Here is a 21398-nt window from a genome sequence, read left to right on the forward strand (position 1 = left end):
TGTCGAACTGTTATATACAGTGCTATTATTCACAGCTAATAAATTATACTCGTTCTAAATAGACAGATAAATGACCCAAAACGATTTACCCGCGATTTTTCGTGAATTTAACCCAATAGAAGATAAGATGCTCTCTATCATCGACAATGAGGGACATGTCGTGAACAAGAAATGGATGCCGGCGTTGGATGATGCAACCATTGTCAGTGCCTATAAGCAGATGTATTATGAGCGGGTAGCCGACGAAATGGCCATCTCTTACCAGCGTCAGGGACGCATATTTACCTATACCCCGAATCTGGGACAGGAAGCCATCCATATTGCCGCCGGAATGAACATCCGCAAAGAGGACTGGTTAGTGCCTGCCTTCCGCGAGATGGGTACCCTGTTGGCGAAAGGAGTGACGATGAAAGAGATGTTCCTGTTTTATATGGGAAATGAACAGGGAGGCAGTTTTCAGAACGCGAACCACACGTTGCCAATCTCCATCTCAATAGGGACGCAGTTGCACCACGCCACCGGCATCGGTTACTCCGTAAAATACCGGAAAAAGAACGAAGCTGTCTTCACCTTTATCGGCGATGGGGGCACCTCAGAGGGCGATTTCAGCGAAGCATTGAACTTCGCCGGCGTCTGGCAGGTGCCCGTCGTCTTCACCATACAGAACAACCAGTACGCCATCTCCGTGCCAACGAGGTCGCAGACAAAATCCATCAACCTGGCCGTCAAGTCGGTTGCCTTTGGTATCCCGGGTATCAAAGTCGACGGGAACGATTTCTTTGCCATGTATCTCGCCTATCAAACAGCAGCCCGGTATGCACTCTCGGGAAAGGGTCCGGTTTTGATCGAAGCTTTTACTTACCGGCTGGGAGCACATACGACCTCCGATGATCCCACGAAATACCGCTCAAAGAAGGAAGAGACGGAGTGGGGACTGATCGACCCGTTGATCCGGCTGAGGCGCTATATGGAAAATGAAGGGATATGGAATATCGATGTGGATAAGTTGACGGATGAATATAAACAGCAGATCAATCAGCAGTTTCTGGAGGCGGAGCAAAACAAAGCGTATTCGCACGATGAGGTCTTTGCCTATATGTATACCGATATGCCTGACGATCTGAAGAGACAAAAAGCCGAATACGAACAATTCTTAAGCTGGAAGGAGAACAGAAAATGAGTGTGATGACCATGGTACAAGCGATAAATAACGCGCTTGATATCAAACTGAACGAAGACAGCACTGTCGTCATCTACGGCGAAGATGTGGGTGTGGAAGGAGGTGTTTTTCGTGTGACCGAAGGTTTGCAAAAGAAATACGGGGTGGAACGGGTGTTCGATTCACCACTGGCGGAATCGGCCATCGTGGGAACAGCCCTGGGAATGGCTGTCTCGGGACTCAAGCCGATAGTGGAACTGCAATTCGACGGCTTTACCTATCCTGCCTTCAACCAGATAGCATCCAATGTGTCACGGATGCAAAACCGTTCACGCGGCAAGTTTACCGTTCCCATGGTGATCCGTTTCCCTTATGGTGGTGGTATCAACGCTCTGGAGCATCATTCCGATAGTCCTGAAGCACTCTATGCCCATTTACCGGGACTTAAGGTGGTAGTACCATCCACACCGTACGACGCAAAGGGACTCTTGATTGCGGCGATTGAGAGCAATGATCCGGTCGTTTTTATGGAGCCCAAACGGATTTACCGGGCCATCAAGCAAGAGGTCCCGGATGAAAAATATAGTTTGCCGCTGGGCAAAGCCAAAGTGATACAGGATGGTTCAGACGTAACAGTCGTGGCTTACGGTGCTATGATCCGGGAATGTCAGAAAGCCATCGCCATGGCAGAAGAGGCCGGCATATCGGTGGAGCTGATCGACTTGCGCTCCATTTATCCCATCGACAGGGAAACGATTCGCAACTCTGTGCGAAAAACAGGGCGCATGATTGCCGTGGCGGAAGCCCATGAATCATTCAGTGTGGGCTCGGAGCTGATAGCTATCACCAACGAGGAAGCGTTCCTCTATCTGGAAGCTCCCCCGCGCAGGGTGATGGGATACGATACCGTTGTGCCGTTGGCGCAGGGTGAGAAATTCTACATCATATCACCGGACCGGATTTTTTACGAGATAGAGAAAACTGTTAAATTTTAATCGTTATGAACTTTATATTTCATTTTCCCGATTTAGGAGAGGGACTCGAAGAAGGAACCATCCTGGCGTGGTATGTCACAGAAGGACAACAGGTGAATGAGGGTGACCCGCTTGTGCAGATGGAAACCGATAAGGTGGTGGCCGATATTCCTTCGCCCAAAAAGGGTGTGATTGTCCTGTTACATGGCAGCGTGGGGGATGTGATTAAAGTGGGCACACCCCTGGTGGAAATTAAGACAGAAGATGCCGACGGGGTGCAACAAAGCGGTCAGGTGGGAACTACAAAAGAAAAAGTGACTACCGAACCCGTCTCCGAAACTGAGGAAGATGCCGGCGCCGTGGTAGGCACCATGGAAATAGCTGGAAAGGATGCCCTGCTCCCGGAGAGTAACGAAGGATCTCAGGAAATACCTACTACGGAGAAAGCACCGCAAAAAGTACTGGCCACACCCGTGGCAAGGGCCATGGCCAAAGAGATGGGTATCGACATCAACAAAGTGCCAGGCAGCGGTCCTTCGGGCAGGGTGAAAAGTGAAGATATACTGAATTTCAACGCTGATGTACCAAAGTCAGTTCCCGCCAAAAAAGAAACAACAACCGCCGCTGAGGATGTAACCTACCTGCCACTGACGCAAATCCGGAAAACCATTGCCCGAAACATGTTACACGCCAAGCATAACGCCGCCCACGTGTCGGTGTTTGAAGAAGTGGAAATATCTCGATTGATGCAGGTGAGATCGAAATACAAACAGAAGTTTGCCGAAAAGGGAGTGAAGCTGACCTATCTGCCGTTTATCGTGAAAGCGGTGGCGATGGCATTAAAGAAACATCCGCAACTCAATTCACAGATAGATACGGAAAATAACCGCATAATCATTCGCAACCGCTGCCATATCGGCTTCGCAGTGGATGCACCCGACGGACTGGTGGTGCCCGTGATCCGGGATGCCGACCGGCAATCGATCTTTCGGATTGCCCAACAGATTGGTGAACTGGCTGATAAGGCAAGGAGACGGGAACTGACGCTCGACGAGATGAAAGAAGGATCATTCTCCGTTACCAGCTTCGGCTCCTTCGGCGGTATTTATGCCACGCCGGTACTCAATTACCCACAGGCAGGTATACTGGGAATAGGTCGTATTCTTAAGACACCCATCGTCAGAGATGACGAAATAGTGATTGGTAACATCATGCCTCTGTCGCTCACTGTGGACCACCGTATTGTGGATGGCGGCGAATCGACCCGTTTCATTTACCAGGTGATGGAATACCTCACAGATCCGATATCCTTTTTAATGGAGGACTAGATTTCATGAAGGTGGAATAGAATTCCTTTGACAAAGCTACTTGTGTCAAATGATTCACGGAGCCGTTATAGCAATTATAACAAAGGGGAAATACCTAAACGTGGCATTTCCCCTAAACAATATGTCACATCAATTATTCTCTGTATTTACAGCATGAGGGCAATGCGTCATACGTTGCCTGTTCGGCTTTGTCCTTGTCCGTGTCATGTCCTGCTGCTGCAATCACTTTGCTGATGGCTTCGATATTGGTTTTGGCAGGGTCAAAATTCATATGGAGTTCCTGCTTTTCCATATCCCAGCTTGCAAAGGAGACGCCTTCCACACTCTTTGCAGCCTTTTCGATGCGCTCCTTGCACATCTCACAGCTTCCCTTTACGCCAAGCATGGCATGATTTTCGTTCTGAGCACCCTGTTGCATGTGTTCCATTTCATTTTGTGAATCACCTGTTGTCATTTGATTCATCTCTGCTTGCTCATTCTTTGATTGATTCCTGTTGGATGTGCCTGAATTACATGCAGTGAACAGGATAACACCCAAAATCATGGTTGCTACAAATGTTTTTTTCATTGTTGTTGCATTTTAAGAATTTATCATTCAATTAATTATTCTCTGTATTTACAGCAGTCAGGCAACGCATCATAGGTCGCCATGTCTGCTTTGTATGAATCGGTATCGTGCCCCGCTTTGGTAATAGCTTTGGCAACGGCATCGGCCGATGTCTTGGTCGGATCGAACCCGAGATGCAGCTGTTTGGTCTTCCGGTCCCAGCTGGCGAAGTAAACCCCGTTTACTGCTTTCGCCGCTTGCTCGATGCGTTCCTTGCACATCTCGCACAACCCCTGCACCGCAAGCATCACATGCTCCCCGCCAGGGATCACAGCCTGCATGGTATGTTCCTCATGCCCGGCGGAAGGTGCACTACTTGTCGGGGTACTATTCTCAGGACTGTTTCCATTCATCGTATGACCTTCATGCCCGGTAACGGCCCGGCCTGCCTCGTCATTCATCATACTGCGCTTACCGGCCAGCTGGGCACTCGCATCGATGGTGAACGCACCATTGGTCACGATCTCATCACCCTCATCGATACCTGAAAGAACGACGTAAGCGTCTCCCAGTGAAGGTCCCAGCTCGACCTCCCGTAGCATGAACGCGGGTGTTTCGGTATCCGGTTGCTTCACATAAACGATAGAGCGCTTGCCGGTCCACAGGATGGCCGACTTAGGAATAACAACTTCGTTGTTGTATTGTTTAAGCGGTGCGTCGATGAGGGCGTTGGCATACATCTCCGGTTTCAGCTCCATCCGGGGGTTGGCTGTCTCCACACGCACCTTTGCGGTACGTGTGGAAGGATCGAGAATGGGATTGATAAAAGAGATCCGCCCGGAAAATGTTTTACCGGGGAGTGACTGGAGGGTGTATGCCAGCCAGTCGCCCACCTTCAGAAAAGGCAGATCGGATTCGTATGCGTCGAAAACAGCCCATACCTGCGATAAGTTGGCCACATCGAACAGTACAGTGCCGGTATTCACATAGTCACCCTGGTTTACATTTTTTGAAATCACAATGCCGCTTGTGGTTGCCGCTACATCGATCAGCGGCGACACCTCACCTGACTGTTCGATGCGTGCAATCTGTTCGTCTGTCAGTTTCCACAGACGCAGTTTCTCTCTTACCGCCTGTAACAAGGCGGGCTGCAGCTCCTGCATTTTCACCGCCTCTATCAGCTCCTGCTGCGCGTTCAACAGCTCAGGGGAGTAGATGGTGGCGATGGGTTGCCCACGGTGTACACTTTCGCCGGTGAAGGAGACGAACAACTTCTCAATACGCCCGCTCACATGGGAGGTCTGCGATTGCGACAGCCGTTCATCCACCTGAATGGTGCCATAAAGCTGAACCTCTTTTACCGGATTTTGTCTGCTCACCACAGTCGTTTGTACGTTGGCGAGGGCAGCCGCTTCTACCGATAGTTGAATGGCATCCGGATCGATGGAAGCATCGCCCGAGCCGGTAGTCTGTAGCGGGATCAGATCCATCCCGCAAATGGGGCAGTCGCCCGGTTCATTCATCCTTATCTGTGGATGCATGGAACAGGTCCAGATGGTTTCTTCAGCATCGTGATCGTGCGCTTCTTCTATCGTCGCTGTTTGCTGTGACGATGGTTTGCGGTTCCCGCCGGAGAATAGTAGCCAGCCGAGAAGGATGCCGGCCAGCAGGATCAACCCATACCTTACATAGGGGTTGTTGGTGATTTTTTTTATTTTATTCTTATCCATATTGATAGTTATCTGTTAATTGTTGAATGAGTTGAAGGAACGCAATTTACGGATGGAAGCCACCCTGGTGTTGTATTCGGCGATGGCTTCGGCCTTCCGCAACTGGTAATCGAGCAGCTGCCGCTGCACCTGAATCACGTTGGTGAGGTCACTCTTTGCCGATACAAACTCCTGCACCACCAGCTGATAAGTTGTACGAGCCAGTTGTTCCTGTTTCTGGTACAGCGCGATCTTACGCTCCGCATCATCAAGCTGATGTTTCAGTTTGAACAGGTCAGACTGAAGCATATTCAGCGTGTTGTTGTACTTCTCCCGGGCCGATTGCCACAGAAACCGGCTCTCCCGTTGCTGCGCCTTGTATTTATTCCGGTAAAGGGGGAGGGAGATGGAAACCATGGGCATAACCATATCCATGCCGTTCATTTCCGGTTCCATTCCTTGATCCATCGGTGCAGCCGCGATTTCCCCAATCAGCATGTACTGCAGCCCGATACCGAACATAGGATAACTCATTTTTTGATCCATCTCACCCTTTGCCCGGTAAGCCAGTTCTTCTTCTTTCAGCATACCCAGCATAGGGTTCCGGTTTTCGATCTCGTCCAGGGAAACCCCTTCATCGAAGAGAAAGGGCACTTTTGTAATGGAGTCTGGCAGGATAACTTCCACGCCGGCTGGCCGGTTCAACAATGCGTTGAATTTGGCTTTCCCGGCTACAATCTCCGAAAGGATGCTCTCGATGTTGTTTTCGATTTCGGCTATCTCGAGTTGCACGCGGAGCACGTCTGACATGCCCGGGGCAGCGCTGCCCATGCCGGAGGACATGGTTCCGCCGGAACTGCCCATACTAAATGACATCTCGGAGGAGGATGAGGTGCCCGACGAAGCGGCAGTACCTCCCATCGACCCCATGCCCGCCATGCCTCCACCGGCGGGAGAGGTGGCACTGCCTTTTGTTACCGGTGAAGGGGCAGGCACAGTATACCCTGACGACGAACCGCCGGAGGGCGAAGAGACTCTGCGAAGAGCCAGCTCTTCAAGTTGCTTCAGCAATTGCAGATTATCGCGGTTGTTACGGAGTTGCTCTACAAGCGTAGAGAGGAGATACCATTGGGTATACACTTCAAGATACAGGTTGTCCCTTGTCTCCCTAAATTTTTCATACGCCATTTTGGCCATATGGGTGGCTTCGGTCTGTGCTGCCTTTTTGGTGCCGAACCAGGGGAACATCTGCATGAGGGTGAAATCGGCTATCTGTCGTCCTCCCACAATATCCATCGGCTTGAGGAAAAAGCCGATTTCCAATTTGGGATCGGGCCAGGCACCTGCCTGCGGCACCTTCTCCAGTGATGCCTTATAAGTCAGAAAATCGGCATTCAGACCCGGATTGTTCTTCGCCGCTGTTTCCAGGTAATGAGTGAGTGAATCGGGTGTTTGCGCCACTACAGGGTTAGCACCCATGAGTGTCAGCACAACCAGGATGACGCCGAAGAGGTTATATGGTTTCATAATCTGTCGTTTTAGCTTGTTGTTTTTCTTTTTTCCGGATGACACCTTCCCGCCACCAGCATTGAAGGATGGGTACAATAAACATGGTCATCGACTGGATGAGCATCCCGCCAAAGGTGGGGATAGACATGGGAATCATAATCTCGGATCCCTTACCCGTGGAAGTAAGCACCGGCAGGAGTGCGATCAGTGTGGTGGCAGTGGTCATCACTGCCGGGCGTACCCTTTTTAAACCGGCATGGACAACGGCTTCCCTGATCTCCTCCCTTGTCTGCGGGTCTCTTTCCAGAAATGTATCGTGGATATAGGTTCCCATCAACACCCCATCGTCCGTGGCAATGCCGAAGAGGGCGATAAATCCTACCCAGACGGCAATGCTGAGGTTGATGGGATGCATGCTGAACATATCACGGATATTGATGCCGCCCATCGAAAAATTCATGAACCACGGTTCACCGTATAGCCATAAGAGGATAAATCCTCCGGACAGAGCGACGAACACCCCCGAAAAGTGAATCAGTGAGGCTGTCACCGTTTTGAACTGGAAATAGAGGATAAGCAGGATGCTGAGCAAAGCGATAGGTATAATAATCATCAGCCGCTTTGATGCGCGGGCCTGTTGTTCATAATTACCGGCAAAGGTATAGGAGACACCATGGGGCAGGCTGATTTCCCCGCTGCGCAGTTTCTCCTGTAACAGCGCATCGGCCTCTTTTACCACATCAACCTCGGCCTTGCCTGCTACCTTGTCAAAAATCACATAACCCACCAGGAAAGTATTTTCACTCCGGATCATCTGTGCACCACGGGTGTACTCTATCTCCGCAACATCTCCCAACGGTATCTGTGCACCGGTGGCTGTGGGTACGATCAGCCGCGACAGCTCATCGGGGTTCTCTCTCAGTTCACGCGGATACCTTAAGCGTACGGGAAAACGTTCACGTCCTTCTACCGTGGTTGTTAACGGCATGCCTCCCACTGCCGCACCGATCACCTCCTGCAGGTCGGCCACCGTGATGCCGTAGCGGGCCATATGCTGTCGGTTCAGTTTGATCTCGATATATGGTGCTCCCACGGCGCGATCATAGAATACAGTAGAGGAGAGTACGGAAGGCACCTCTTTCAAAGCTGCTTCCAGCACTTTGCCTCCCTGTTCAATGGATTCCAGGTCGGGTCCCGATACCTTCACGCCCATCGGCGCGCGCATGCCGGTGGACAACATCACCGTCCGTGCTTCAATCGGTTGCAGTTTCGGTGCCGATGTCAGACCGGGTATATGCGAGACATTGATGATCTCCTGCCAAATATCGTCTTCAGTCCTGATTTGCGGACGCCACTGTCTGAAGTAATCACCCCGTCTGTCGGGAATAAGACTGTCTGCCGGAACTAATCGATAGCCATCTTCCGGATTGTACGTTGACTGATCTGTCAAGATAAATTCTCCTTTTCGGTTGACCTTGAAACGTTGACGGTTGCCGTCTTCATCCAGGATATATTCGGGACGGTAGTTGATCGTATTTTCGAACATCTGTACGGGTGCCGGGTCGAGTGCCGAATTGACCCGTCCCCATTTACCGACGGTCATCTCTACTTCCGGGATATTGCTGATTCTTTTATCCAGTATTTCAATATATTGCAGGTTCTGTTCAATACCCGTATGTGGCATGCTCGTCGGCATCAACAGGAAGGAACCCTCGTTGAGGCTGGGCATAAACTCCTGTCCGATACCGGGAAATCTGTTGCTGGCTGTCTGCCAGAAACCTGTCTGACGGAAAGTGCTCCATCCTGCGGTCTCAAAGCCTTTTGCCACAATGCCGAATGTTTTGTCGAAACCCATCCAGATGACCAGGCCAAAAAATACCGTCGCAATAGGCAGTGCCATGAACTTCCATTTGTTGGCCAGGCTCCATCGCAGGATTTTTTCGTAATAGATCACCAACATCCACAGGAGCGCGAGGATAAGAGCGATGATCAGGATCACGAATAACAGGTTGCGGGATACCCCAGCCTGCGTACCCATGGGCAGCCATTCCACGGTGAGCAGGTAAACCACCGCCAACAGGGCAATCCCGATATTGAGGAAAGTGGGTATCCGCTGATTCTTCCACTGATGGGCAAACAGGTTGTTCAAACCGAAGAAGGTTAGGGCAATGTAAAGGCCAAATCCGGTGAAGATCACCAACGCAACGCCGGCGACTGCCAATAAAATGTTCGCTATTTTGTGGACCTGCTTTGAGGTGATTCTGATCGAGAAGATATAATAGACCAGGGTAGGCAGCACGACAATGCCAAGCAGGTATGCCGAGATGAGTGCAAAGGTCTTGGTATAAGCCAACGGGGTGAAGAGCTTCCCCTCCTGTGCCTCCAGAAAAAAGACAGGGAGAAAACTGACCACAGTGGTGAGCTGCGCGGTGAGCACAGCCCCAGATACTTCACTGACACTCTTGTAAATTAAGTTAGCGAAAGCCTTGCCTTTTCGTATACTCTTGTTCTCTTCCATCTCCATATGCCGGATAATGTTCTCAACAAAGACTACTCCGATGTCGATCATAATCCCGATGGCGATGGCGATACCCGATAGTGCAACAATATTGGCATCAATGCCCGCGTAGCGCATAATGATGAAAGCGGCCAGCACCCCCACAGGTAATATGCTGGAAATGACGATCGATGCTCTGAGGTTCAGGATGATGACGATGACCACAATAATGGCAATAAGCGTTTCATGGGTAAGTGCTGTCTCCAGCGTGCCTATGGTTTCATGAATCACACCGGTTCTGTCGTAAAAGGGAACAACGGTCACCTTCGAAACAGTACCATCAGCAAGGGTCTTTTGGGGTAATCCTGCTTCCATCTCGGAGATTTTCTCCTTCACGTTGTTGATCACCTCCAACGGGTTGGATCCGTAGCGTGCTACCACCACACCTCCCACGGCTTCCACCCCTTCCTTGTCGAGGCCGCCCCGCCGTGTGGCAGGACCAAGATTGACAAAAGCCACATCCTTTATTTTTACCGGCACACCATTGCGGACAGTGATGACGGTCTCCTCGAGGTCAGACACATTTTTGATGTATCCCAATCCCCGGACGAGATATTCCACCTTATTGATCTCCACTGTCTCCGCACCGATATCGAGATTGCTCTTCTGGATGGCATTCATCACATCCATGATGGAGAGGTTGTAGGCGCGCATGGAATTGGGGTTGATCTCCACTTGGTATTCTTTTACAAACCCGCCGACAGAAGCCACCTCTGCCACACCCTCTGCCGATGAAAGTGTGTACTTGGCGTAGAAATCCTGTACGGTTCTCAACTCGTCGGGATCCCACCCTCCCGTGGGTTCGCCGGTATCCGGGTTTCTACCTTCCAGCGTGTACCAGTATATTTGCCCCAAGGCAGTTGCATCCGGTCCCAGGCTGGGTTGTACTCCTTCAGGTAACGTTCCCGGTGGCAGTGAATTCAATTTTTCCAGAATGCGCGAGCGACTCCAGTAAAATTCGATATCTTCATCGAAGATGATGTAGATAAACGACATCCCGAACATGGAAGTGCTGCGAATGGTCTTTACGCCGGGAATGCCGAGCAGTGAGGTGGTGAGCGGATAGGTGATCTGATCCTGGATATCTTTGGGTGAGCGTCCCATCCATTCTGTGGCGACGATCTGCTGATTGTCGCCGAGGTCGGGAATCGCATCTACCGGAACCGGATCACGCGGGAGCACACTGTACCAGTTGAAGGGGGCAGTGGATATGCCCCACGCAATGATGACAGTGAGTATCAGGATTGTTATCATCCTGTTATTCAGAAAATACTTTATGATCTTGTTAAGCATGAAAATTTTATTTGATTGAACAATATAAAAATAGTGCACAATATGCCGCAAAATTAAAACGACTGCCGGAGATTCAGGCAGTGGTAAAACCCCATGAGGTTTTGTTTGTCAGCAATCTGTCCAATCAAATACGGTAAATGCAGATGTAAGTCAGCAGACTTACATCCTGTAGGAAAAGTCCCTTGGGGGGAAAATCTTGAAAAAAGGATAAAGTGTTGGTTTCGGGTTCTGATAACCTGAACAAAGGAATCAACAATGCAAATGCATCATCGAAAGAAATGGATGCCATGTGGGAAACAAGCTGCTCGGTTTTACCCTGATAATCATCGGTGTCGATCGTGAGTAATTGTGTAACGCAGCAAGTTTCGTTAGCTTCACCCAGGATGCAGGTGTGATGGGGTCCCCCGACTGGGATGTTAACTGTTTTGGGAGTCTGTTTTTCGGTTTGTTCTATATTATCACAGCAGGAGTGGAGATTGTCGGCTGTCTGAACCAGTGAAAAGGAATACAGCTCATTCCCGCAAAAATGCATTGCCAGTACCGGTTTTACCGCTGACAGCATCATCATGAGGAGCAAGAATATGGCCGTAACTTTCTTCATTCTATATTCAGATTGCATAACCTGTAGAACAACAAAAACAGGTATTTGGTTACAAAAGTAGCGTTTATTTTGTTTTTTGCAAAAATTGTGCTGTTTAAAATGATGAATTAGTGTCTGCCAAAAAACTCCCTGTTTTTTGAAAATGCAGAAACAAAAAAGTTGATTATTCATTTTTTCGTAGACCAAAATTTTATTTCCGACTAACTTTACAGGTTTTAACGATTAATCTTCAGTAAAAGTAACAAATTGTTACCAAAATGACATAGCGTTCTCTATAAGTTTTCACTTTCATTTTATTAATGAGCTGTATATTAAAATGTTGAAATGATTAAGCTGCTTGTTTTATTTTTCCCTCTCTTTCAATTCGTAACAGCTCTGCTCCTATCTTGTGAAGGTTATAGGCGCAGACGCATATAACCACATATCGTTTGGAGTGGGCATAACCCTTGTCGGGACACCTGTCTGATCCCCTATGTTCCGGTTCGTTGATGTTCGACTCAATCGCACTGTGTCGATGGCGTGTTTTTCTAAACGCCCTTTCGCTCTCTTGTTCCTGCTCTTTGTGATTGAGCTCTCCCTTTTTTGGCATAACCAAATGTTGGAATTTATTTAAAAAAATGTTTGGAGGAGTACGGATTTTTTCTCACAAAGTGTTTTTGTTCAAATTCCCCACCTCTTTACCTCATTCATCTTCCCCGTCATCTCCCACTTATCTCTATCTTTCCTACGCTATAGCTCCGACATAGCTCCGAGGCAACTCCATGTCAACTCCAAGTTAACTCCATAGCAACTATCAAGCAACTATTACTTTTCAAAAAGTTAATGAAATTAAATAAATAAAGATAATGCTTTCATCGGCACTATCTTTGTCTTATAGGTAACCAATCGATCAAATTGAAAAAAATAATGGCTAAATTCGAATCAAGTACTTTTGGCAAAATGTCCGGACGATTAGGCAAAGTAGTTGCGGTAAAACGCAACGGGAAAAACTTCCTGCGCGAATATACCGTTCCGGCTAATCCACAAACGCTCAAACAACAGGCAAATCGTATGAAGTTCAGGTTTGTCAATCGCAGCCTGACACCACTGCGCCAAGTCATCAAACGAGGCTATCTCGACACTCAGGCTTTCCCGAAAGTTTGCAGTAAAGTACTGAAAACGGCCGTCGAAGGTGAATATCCCGATTTCGCCATCGATTTTTCGAAGCTGCAACCGGCGGATGGTACTTTGCCGCCGGTGGAAATGGTTACGGCTGAAACCCGAAAAAGCACATCCGAAGTTATCGTCAAATGGCAAATCGCACCTGAAGCGCAATTACAAGGGAATGCAGACGACAAAATCTCGCTGGTGTTTTTTGACGAAGCAACAGGGTCATGTTTTTTTCACCAAAATATCGGTTCTCGCTCCGACCAAATGGTTACCGTATTGTTGCCCGAAACAAACAAAGAAAATCCTCTCCACTGTTGGGCTTATTTATCTACAAGCAACGGCAACATGAATTCTTCGAGTGTATATATAGGGCAATTGAAATGGTAAAACCAAATTCGTACCAAGTCCATACCAACTCCATACCAAGTCCAAGTAGAATTTCGTGTATTCCGGCTAAAGATATCAGATGATGCTGTCAGGAAGATCAGCACCTGCGACTGCGAGACACTTTCACGGTGAATGCATTCGAATTGGTATTTAACGATGGTATAACAGACAAGCACATCGGCAAAACCTCTATCATTTCGAGTTGAAATAAACTGCCTTTCCCCATTTTTATACGAAATTGGTGAGGAATGATGACCGCTCAATAATGGTTTTTTATTTGTTTTGAATAATTAAATCACCACCCACCAAAGGAGGTGGTGGTTTAATATTTACACTAACTGCTTCGAAGTGATTATTTTTATACATTTTGACATGAATAATTTCGTTAAAAACAAAAGAAGTTGTATTTTTGTAACTCAATAAAAAAGATAGTATTTAGGAACACTTTTAACAAATAAAATTCAACAATTATGATTAAAGTAGGTATTAACGGGTTTGGACGCATCGGACGTTTGGTATTTCGTGCTGCTCAAACAAGAAACGACATTGAAGTCGTAGGTATCAATGACTTGCTCGATGTAGATTACATCGCTTATATGTTAAAATACGACACGATTCACGGCCAATTCAAAGGCACTATCGAAGTAAAAGACGGTAAACTGGTTGTAAACGGAAAATCGATCCGCATTACCGCCGAAAAAAATCCCGCCGACCTGAAATGGGGCGAAGTTGGCGCCGAATATGTAGTTGAATCTACCGGACTTTTCCTGACTAAGGAAAAAGCCAAAGGTCATATCGATGCCGGTGCAAAATATGTAGTTATGTCGGCTCCTTCGAAGGACGACACTCGCATGTATGTTTGCGGCGTAAACGAAAAAACTTACACCAAAGGCGAACAATTTGTATCGAACGCATCTTGCACAACCAACTGCTTGGCTCCTATCACCAAAGTGCTTCACGACAAATTCGGCGTGCTTGAAGGATTAATGACAACCGTTCACTCTACTACAGCTACACAGAAAACTGTTGACGGTCCTTCGATGAAAGACTGGAGAGGCGGACGTGCTGCTTCGGGCAACATCATTCCTTCTTCTACAGGTGCTGCCAAAGCTGTAGGTAAAGTTATCCCCGAACTCAACGGCAAACTTACAGGTATGTCGCTTCGCGTTCCTACTTTGGACGTTTCGGTTGTTGACTTGACTGTTCGTTTGGCAAAGGAAACAACTTACGAAGAAATCTGCAAAGCTATGAAAGAAGCTTCGGAAGGCGAACTGAAAGGTATTCTCGGATATACCAACGAAGAAGTTGTTTCAAGCGATTTCATCGGTGATCCTCGCACTTCTATCTTCGACGAAAAAGCCGGTATCCAATTGAGCCCGACTTTCGTAAAAGTAGTTAGCTGGTACGACAACGAATGGGGATATTCGAACAAAGTTCTCGATTTGATTGCTCACATGGCAAAAGTAAACGGATAATCCGGATTTTCACATACAACTAAAACAAAAAGCGCCTTTCGAAAGGCGCTTTTTGTTTTTTATCCGTTGTAAACTATTTTATTGCCTTTCTTGTGTTTGCATATTAAGCATCCAACCCGGATATTCGGGACGCAATTCGCTTACAGCATTCAATTGCGACAGCTCTTCAGCGGACAATTTCACATCTGCCGATTTCAAATTATCCGTCAATTGTTCCGGTTTTTTGGAGCCAACAATCACGGATGTTACCACAGGTTGATGGAGCAACCATGCCAAAGCGATCTGAGCCACCGACACCTGTTTATTTTGAGCAATTGTCTGCATGACGTCAATAATGTCGTAAGCTTTTTCCTTATCGATAGGCGGAAAGTCGTAGTTGGCACGACGCCCTTCGGTATCCGCATTCTGACGGGTATATTTTCCACTCAAGAAACCACCTGCCAGCGGACTCCATACCAACAATCCCATTTTCTGATCAAGCAGCAGCGGAACAATTTCGCGTTCCAGGTCACGACCTGCTATTGTATAGTAAGCCTGCAGTGAAACAAATTTCGACAAATGTTGCTGTGCCGAAATTCCCAATGCTTTCATAATCTGCCAGGCGGCCAAGTTGCTGCAACCAATGTAACGAACTTTACCGCTTTTTACCAGTATGTCAAGCGTTTCGAGTGTCTCTTCCATCGGAGTTTGCGGATCAAAACCATGAATCTGATACAAATCGATATAGTCCGTCTGCAGACGTCGCAAACTATCCTCAACCTGCTGCATAATGTGTTTACGACTCAAACCCACATCGTTCGGGCCTTCACCCATCATGCCGCGCACTTTGGTTGCAATCACCAAATCATAACGCTTCAGCCCCAGCTCCCGAATAGCATTTCCGGTCAATTGTTCGCTCAGTCCAAAGCTGTAAATATTTGCCGTATCAATAAAATTGACACCGGCATCCACCGCAATTTTAATCAATTGTTTTGCCTCTTCCAGTGGAAGTGAACCGATGGCAGTCCACATACCCTGTCCACCAAATGTCATGGTTCCCAGGCACAATTCGGAAACCTTCAATCCCGTATTACCCAATAATTTGTACTTCATAAACTTAAATTTAGAATTTCTACTCTGTCCTTTTTGATTTTATACTTTCGAAGAAATTGTGATTTTTACCCTCTTAAAACAAACAGGAATGGAGGAATGTTCGCCCGCTATCCTGAAATTTTTCCGAATAACTCGCAAAAAAGCATCATCGGAAAGCTAAGTTCAAGTTAGAAATGCCAACAAACGTTGCATCGACAAAATCACGGTGAAAGTTAACGGCAAAGAAGTAAAATCGATGTCGCTCGTCACGCGAAGCTCCACTGCATCTCATATTATCAAAATCAGCCTCATTAGAATATTATCGAAGACAAAATCGCTATAAAAAAGGTACAGCTTTTTCGAGATGAACCGAATGCGAGCCTTTGAGCAAAATGTAATATCCCTTGAGCGGTTTTTTTTGCAGCTCATCACACAATTCGGCGACGGACGAAAAACAGTTTCCATTCATCCACTGCCTTAGCGATTCGTCACCATCGGTCAACGTTTTGAAGATGTTGCCCACCAGATAAACTTTTTCGAATTGTTGCGAAGCAATAAAATTCACCAGCTTTTGATGCTCCTCCAGACTAATATTGCCTAACTCGCTCATTTCGCCAATGATGACGGCTTTGGGCAAAGACGTAGGGATTTTCACAAAAAAATCCATTGCAGCCATCATGCTGGTAGGATTGGCATTGTAGGCATCCACGATGAGATCGTTGTACTCGGTGCGTTCGAATTGCGAACGGTTATTTTTCGGCTGATAGGCTTCGAGAGCATCGCTGATGCTGTCGGCATTGATGCCGAAATACTTGCCGATGGCCACTGCCGCAAGTGCATTGTCGAAGTTGTACTCGCCCACCAGATGGGTTTTCACGTGATGGGGATGCTCGAAAAAGTTCCAGTCGAATTCGAGAAAGGGCGTTTCGGACGAAAGCGTGCCCGAGGCAAACAAATCGAGATTATTGCGCCCGTAAAGAAGGCGATCCATCCCTTCGGACATTTCGAGCAACATTTCGTTGTCGGCATTCACAAAAACCTTCCCGTCATGTTCGCGAATGAAATCATAGAGCTCGCCTTTGGTTTTTTTTACGTTTTCAAACGATCCGAATCCCTCGATATGCGCTTTGCCGATGTTGGTAATCAGCCCGAAATTGGGCTCGGCTATGGCACACAGTTGCGCAATTTCGCCGGGATGGCTTGCCCCCATTTCCACAACGCCTATCTCGTGCTCGTGCTTCATCAACAAAAGAGTGAGCGGCACACCGATGTGATTATTGAAATTTCCCTGCGTGAAAGCCACCTTAAACTCTTTCGAAAGAATGGCCGAAACCAATTCCTTAGTAGTGGTTTTGCCATTGGTGCCTGTGATGCCGATGATGGGAATTTTGAGCTTGCGCCGATGATGATTGGCAAGCTTTTGCAAGGATTCGAGGACATTGTCCACCATGATGATGTGATCGTTGCCCTCCAAAGCCTCGTCGCGCTCGTCAACTACGGCGTAAGCGCAACCTTGCTGCAAGGCATTCAGGGCAAAACGATTGCCATTGAATTTGTCGCCTTTGAGTGCAAAAAATATAGAGCCCGCAGGACAGTTGCGCGAATCGGTGGTGACGATCGGATGTTGGATGTAAATATCGTATAGAGCAGGTATATCCATGCTGTTTGCTGCCAATTACAAACCGAGTTTTTTGGAAACAGAAGCCGGAAGTGCTTTTTTGTTGACAACGGCACTCAGCGTTTTGTAACGGACAAAAGCTTCGGAAACATACCAGATTCCTTTGTAAGGTCCAGTTTCGCCCCACGAATTTTTCACCATATAGTATTTGTTGCCGTTTTGATCTTTGGCAATGCCATAAATTTGCATTCCGTGATCGTCTGTCGTCTGAAAATTATCGAAAGCCTCCTGTCGCGTTTCCTGTGTAACGGTTTTTTCCTTCAGCATTTCCTTCCCGATTTTGTCGCGAAGCGCATTGGTTTTTTCGCGAGGCGAAAGTCCCAACCATTTGGCTTGATCGCTTCCGGCATTTTCGGGAGCATTTTCATCGGGTACGATTGCAATTCCTTCGCGCGAAAAACCGGCTTCGCTCACGTCGGAAGCCCAAGCCACCGTGTAGCCGTTGTTGATGGCATTGTCGATGGTTTCAATCAGTTCGTCCAACGGAAGATTGTACGAATTAGCCCAACGCCAGTTGTCGGGCACTTCGATGGCGAATTTGGTATAAAAAGGATGATGGGTGAACGAGGTAATCGAAACATAATCATTTTGGTTCAAGCCCAACATTTTTGCGAAACTTTGAGGCGTGTATTGTTTGCCCTCATAAGTAAATGTGTCGGGCGTGTTTCCGAGATAAGCATCGAGAATCCCGCTAAATCCGTTGAACCAGGCAGTGGTCAACGAATTGCTTTCCGCGATGCCTTTAATATATCCGCTCAGGGCTTTATCCATTTCGCTGTGGTTGTGCGTTTCCGAGCCATAATTTAAACCGGTATACACCGAATTGGGAACCAATCCGTAGTCGTCAATCGACTCGATGACATCGGCAAACGATCCGCCAGGGCCGAAATTGAGACTGCCATGCAATCGGGTATATTTTTTGGCCTTATCTTCATAATTTTTCCGGACAGTGTACATTTCGGACAAATCGTAGGTTCCTTTTCCCTGCCTGAGAAGTTCCGATTCCAAAAAACCAAGTCCCGAAAAACACCAGCATGTACCCGTGCTATTTTGATTTTTGACGGAAGTAATCGGATTTTCTTTTACGACAGTAAATGTGTAAGCTTCGGTTTTTTGCTGAGCCATCAGCATCACAGAGCATAACAAAAGCGCGCTGAATAAAGTTAACCTTTTCATAATGAGTGTTATCTTAAATAATAAATAAGTAATTGACTTGTAACTATTGTTTCACAAAGATAGCCAAAAGGAAAATATTATTCAGGATTTTAGGTTTGATAAATACTTAAAAAGCAAAAATACTCTTAACTTTACGGACGAAATATTAATACTTGATTGTTATGGACGAACTGAAACCCCGAAGCAACAGAAAGAAAAAATTTCTTGGCTGGGCTACTTTTATCATAATATTGGCATTGGGAATCTTTGTTTACGTACGTTTTTATTACGTATTCGGCACCGGCGTGAAGTCGGGCGAACTCAATTATCTCGTTTATAAAGGTGTGATCTTCAAAACCTACGAAGGGAAACTCATTCAGTCGGGTTTTCGGGCCGAAAAATCGAGTGGTTTGCAATCGAATCAGTTCGAATTTTCGGTGGTGGATAAGGCAATTGCCGAAAAGCTCATGCTTGCCGGGGGGAAAAATGTTCAGCTTCACTACAAAGAGTATTTTGCGCCCCTTCCGTGGCGGGGATACACGAAATACATTGTGGACAGCATCATCGACATCCGGGAACCTCAACCGATTCAGGAAATTCCATATCCTTATCAGGATAGTTTTCAGCCTGCCCCCGGACAATGAAGAAGCAAAAATATTATGTCGTATGGCAGGGCGTGAAACCCGGTATATACACATCGTGGGAAGCATGTAAGGCTCAAGTATCGGGTTTCGAAAACGCGCGATACAAGTCGTTCGAGTCGGAAGAAGAAGCGCAAAAAGCCTTTGCAGATAATCCATGGAAACATATCGGCCTCAAGAAAAGAACTCGTCCTGCTTTCCTACCCTCTTCTGCCGAAATCATTGCGGAAAGCATAGCCGTAGATGCAGCCTGCAGCGGTAATCCCGGACGAATGGAATATCGCGGTGTTTATGTTGCCGACGGCACCGAAATATTCCACGTAGGCCCGTTCGAAGACGGTACCAACAATATCGGAGAATTTTTGGGTATTGTTCATGCGCTTGCGCTTCTGGCGCAAAAGAAGAGCAATTTACCGATTTATTCGGACAGCGTGAATGCCATCAAATGGGTAGAACGCAAAAAATGCAACACCAAGCTCAAAGAAACACCCCGAAACCAAATCATTTTCGACTTGATAGCCCGAGCCGAAAAATGGTTGAACGAAAACAGCTACTCCAATCCGATTTTGAAATGGCAAACCGAGATTTGGGGAGAAATCCCGGCCGATTTCGGCAGAAAATAAAAACTCACGCCGTTGGTTGCAGCATGAGTCTTTATTATTAATTTGGTGAAAAAACAATGCAATTTGTTTTTTATTCTTCCTGTACTTCTTTCATCTCCTCCGGATCGAATGGTTTGGGTGGTTGCAGTGTTGGAAAGATACGATGAACATTTTGTGCAATCCTGTCAGCAAAATCTTCAAGATTCATATTCAATGCCAGAGCAGCCTGCATATAAATGTCGCGTATATCCATTTCGTCTTCGTCGGTTTCGCAAAACAGAGAGTCTAACGGAATCAAAGCGAGCGATTCGATATTGATTTTATCACCCACGGAAAACATAAATCCCTCCTTGATCAATCTTTTAGTAAGCTCCGGATTACTGCGGTAACCGTGAATAATCCAGGGTTGCGATGGCTGTGATTGCCGGCGAACGCGAATGAGCTCGTCCCATGCTTTCACGCAATGTATTATGAGAGGTTTCTTGAGTGATTCGGACAATGCGATATGTTTCTCAAACACAGGAATCTGAATGTCGTATGACGGTCCTTTCAGTTTATCGATACCCGTTTCTCCGATAGCTACAATGCGTGGATCAGTCGCTATTTCGGTCAAATATTGCATTTGAAAATCGCTATCTTCTGAGTACCAGGGATGGATTCCGCATGAAAAAGCATGTCGGTGATAAGATTCTTTTGCTACTTCAAATTCCAAAGGATAAACATCGAGGATACACGAGTGATAGGGGTCATCATTGTCCTCTAAAAAAACTTGGTGAGTATGTACGTCATAAAGTTCCATAGTGTGTCTTGCTATGCTTTCGGTCTGTCTTTTTTCACCTTTACCTTGGGCTCAGGAACAGGATCGTACCCGGAACCGCCCCACGGATTACAACTTAAGATGCGTTTGGCAGAAAGCCACGAACCTTTGATGGGACCGTGTTTTTTCAATGCTTCTATCGCATACTGAGAACATGTAGGTGTATATCGGCAACTGGGAGGCGTGAGCGGAGATATGGCAAACCGGTAGAAATACACCGGAGCCAAAAGAATTTGGATTACTATGTTTCGTAAAATTTTCAGCATTTTTCGTTTCCCTTCATGCAACGGGCAATTTCGCTTAACGCCTTGAGTACTGCCTTTTGAATTGTGGCATAATCGCAAAGCTCATCTTTGAGATACACGAATGCAATATCCAACGATTGTTCATGCGGAAATGTAGCTATATCCAACAGATGGGAGTTTTGGCGAAAAGCTTCACGAACGAGTCTTTTCATTCGATTACGAGCCACCGCCGATTTCAATTTTTTCTTGGGCACACTTACCATCACCGATATCGGATAATCATCTCTTGAAGAACGAATCACATATACCACCCTCAACGGATATGATATAAAGGACTTTCCATGAGCAAAAAGGTGCTCCATCCGTTTTACGCCGGAAATACGCTGTCCCTTTCGCAAAGTTCTCTTTTTAAGTCCTTCCATCATATGATAAAAAGCATTCCTCCGAAAGCAATTCAATTAACAAAGATAGTTGTTTTTGTTATTTGTTGATTCTCTTTCG

The 21398-nt window shown here is 46.9% G+C and carries 18 protein-coding genes; 7 read left to right on the top strand and 11 right to left on the bottom strand.

What is annotated here, in order from left to right:
• The first annotated feature begins 70 nt into the window (after positions 1 to 70).
• The 3 genes from pdhA to EJN84_RS01040 are packed head-to-tail and all read left to right on the top strand — an operon-like array spanning position 71 to position 3461.
• Positions 71 to 1180: a pyruvate dehydrogenase (acetyl-transferring) E1 component subunit alpha gene (gene pdhA, locus EJN84_RS01030; protein ID WP_129593686.1), complete on the top strand. Its 1110-nt coding sequence runs from the start codon at positions 71 to 73 to the stop codon at positions 1178 to 1180.
• Positions 1177 to 2154 carry an alpha-ketoacid dehydrogenase subunit beta gene (locus EJN84_RS01035; RefSeq protein ID WP_129593687.1) on the top strand — a complete coding sequence of 326 codons (978 nt, stop codon included), beginning with the start codon at positions 1177 to 1179 and terminating at the stop codon, positions 2152 to 2154. Before pdhA ends, EJN84_RS01035 begins: the two co-directional genes overlap by 4 nt.
• A 5-nt stretch (positions 2155 to 2159) precedes the next feature.
• A complete protein-coding gene (locus EJN84_RS01040; protein WP_129593688.1) occupies positions 2160 to 3461 on the top strand; it encodes a dihydrolipoamide acetyltransferase family protein in 1302 nt (433 codons plus the stop codon).
• A 133-nt stretch (positions 3462 to 3594) separates the two neighbouring features.
• Here the strand turns inward: EJN84_RS01040 and EJN84_RS01045 are convergent, their stop codons facing one another.
• The 5 genes from EJN84_RS01045 to EJN84_RS01065 form a co-directional block, all read right to left on the bottom strand.
• Positions 3595 to 4029: a heavy-metal-associated domain-containing protein gene (locus EJN84_RS01045; protein WP_101488158.1), complete on the bottom strand. Its 435-nt coding sequence runs from the start codon at positions 4027 to 4029 to the stop codon at positions 3595 to 3597.
• A 35-nt stretch (positions 4030 to 4064) separates the two neighbouring features.
• Complete coding sequence (locus EJN84_RS01050; protein WP_129593689.1) at positions 4065 to 5738, bottom strand: efflux RND transporter periplasmic adaptor subunit; 1674 nt, start codon at positions 5736 to 5738, stop codon at positions 4065 to 4067.
• 15 nt (positions 5739 to 5753) lie between these two features.
• Positions 5754 to 7244, bottom strand: coding sequence for a TolC family protein (locus EJN84_RS01055; RefSeq protein ID WP_129593690.1), 1491 nt, complete (start codon positions 7242 to 7244; stop codon positions 5754 to 5756).
• Positions 7231 to 11076 carry an efflux RND transporter permease subunit gene (locus EJN84_RS01060; protein ID WP_129593691.1) on the bottom strand — a complete coding sequence of 1282 codons (3846 nt, stop codon included), beginning with the start codon at positions 11074 to 11076 and terminating at the stop codon, positions 7231 to 7233. Before EJN84_RS01060 ends, EJN84_RS01055 begins: the two co-directional genes overlap by 14 nt.
• Before the next feature lie 124 nt (positions 11077 to 11200).
• Positions 11201 to 11677, bottom strand: coding sequence for a hypothetical protein (locus tag EJN84_RS01065; protein ID WP_129593692.1), 477 nt, complete (start codon positions 11675 to 11677; stop codon positions 11201 to 11203).
• A gap of 906 nt (positions 11678 to 12583) precedes the next feature.
• On the opposite strand from EJN84_RS01065, the gene EJN84_RS01070 reads away from it, so the two are divergent.
• Together EJN84_RS01070 and gap are read left to right on the top strand one after the other, a co-directional pair.
• A complete protein-coding gene (locus EJN84_RS01070; protein ID WP_129593693.1) occupies positions 12584 to 13213 on the top strand; it encodes a DUF6266 family protein in 630 nt (209 codons plus the stop codon).
• 470 nt (positions 13214 to 13683) lie between these two features.
• The gene (gene gap / locus EJN84_RS01075) at positions 13684 to 14688 is read left to right on the top strand and encodes a type I glyceraldehyde-3-phosphate dehydrogenase (protein WP_129593694.1); all 1005 of its coding nucleotides are present in this window, start codon (positions 13684 to 13686) and stop codon (positions 14686 to 14688) included.
• A 78-nt stretch (positions 14689 to 14766) separates the two neighbouring features.
• Here the strand turns inward: gap and EJN84_RS01080 are convergent, their stop codons facing one another.
• From EJN84_RS01080 to EJN84_RS01090, 3 genes are all read right to left on the bottom strand, one after another.
• Positions 14767 to 15780 (bottom strand): aldo/keto reductase, encoded by a 1014-nt coding sequence (locus EJN84_RS01080; RefSeq protein WP_129593695.1) that lies wholly within the window; start codon positions 15778 to 15780, stop codon positions 14767 to 14769.
• A gap of 316 nt (positions 15781 to 16096) precedes the next feature.
• Positions 16097 to 17419 (bottom strand): UDP-N-acetylmuramoyl-tripeptide--D-alanyl-D-alanine ligase, encoded by a 1323-nt coding sequence (locus EJN84_RS01085; protein ID WP_129593873.1) that lies wholly within the window; start codon positions 17417 to 17419, stop codon positions 16097 to 16099.
• A 15-nt stretch (positions 17420 to 17434) separates the two neighbouring features.
• A complete protein-coding gene (locus tag EJN84_RS01090; RefSeq protein WP_129593696.1) occupies positions 17435 to 18613 on the bottom strand; it encodes a C1 family peptidase in 1179 nt (392 codons plus the stop codon).
• Between the two features lie 161 nt (positions 18614 to 18774).
• Between EJN84_RS01090 and EJN84_RS01095 the strand changes: the two genes are divergently transcribed.
• Together EJN84_RS01095 and EJN84_RS01100 are read left to right on the top strand one after the other, a co-directional pair.
• On the top strand, positions 18775 to 19236 hold the full coding sequence (locus EJN84_RS01095) for a hypothetical protein (RefSeq protein ID WP_129593697.1): 462 nt from the start codon (positions 18775 to 18777) through the stop codon (positions 19234 to 19236).
• A complete protein-coding gene (locus EJN84_RS01100) occupies positions 19233 to 19856 on the top strand; it encodes a ribonuclease H1 domain-containing protein (RefSeq protein WP_129593698.1) in 624 nt (207 codons plus the stop codon). Before EJN84_RS01095 ends, EJN84_RS01100 begins: the two co-directional genes overlap by 4 nt.
• Positions 19857 to 19926: 70 nt before the next feature.
• Here EJN84_RS01100 and EJN84_RS01105 read toward each other — a convergent pair whose 3' ends face one another.
• Genes EJN84_RS01105 through rnpA form a run of 3 tightly spaced genes read right to left on the bottom strand, consistent with a single transcriptional unit; the run spans position 19927 to position 21322 of the window.
• On the bottom strand, positions 19927 to 20634 hold the full coding sequence (locus EJN84_RS01105; protein ID WP_129593699.1) for a TatD family hydrolase: 708 nt from the start codon (positions 20632 to 20634) through the stop codon (positions 19927 to 19929).
• Between the two features lie 11 nt (positions 20635 to 20645).
• A complete protein-coding gene (gene yidD / locus EJN84_RS01110) occupies positions 20646 to 20918 on the bottom strand; it encodes a membrane protein insertion efficiency factor YidD (RefSeq protein ID WP_129593700.1) in 273 nt (90 codons plus the stop codon).
• Positions 20912 to 21322 carry a ribonuclease P protein component gene (gene rnpA, locus EJN84_RS01115; RefSeq protein ID WP_129593701.1) on the bottom strand — a complete coding sequence of 137 codons (411 nt, stop codon included), beginning with the start codon at positions 21320 to 21322 and terminating at the stop codon, positions 20912 to 20914. Before rnpA ends, yidD begins: the two co-directional genes overlap by 7 nt.
• Between the last annotated feature and the right edge of the window lie 76 nt (positions 21323 to 21398).

Origin of the sequence: Seramator thermalis (assembly GCF_004138125.1) — a bacterium.
Taxonomy (GTDB): domain Bacteria; phylum Bacteroidota; class Bacteroidia; order Bacteroidales; family Dysgonomonadaceae; genus Seramator; species Seramator thermalis.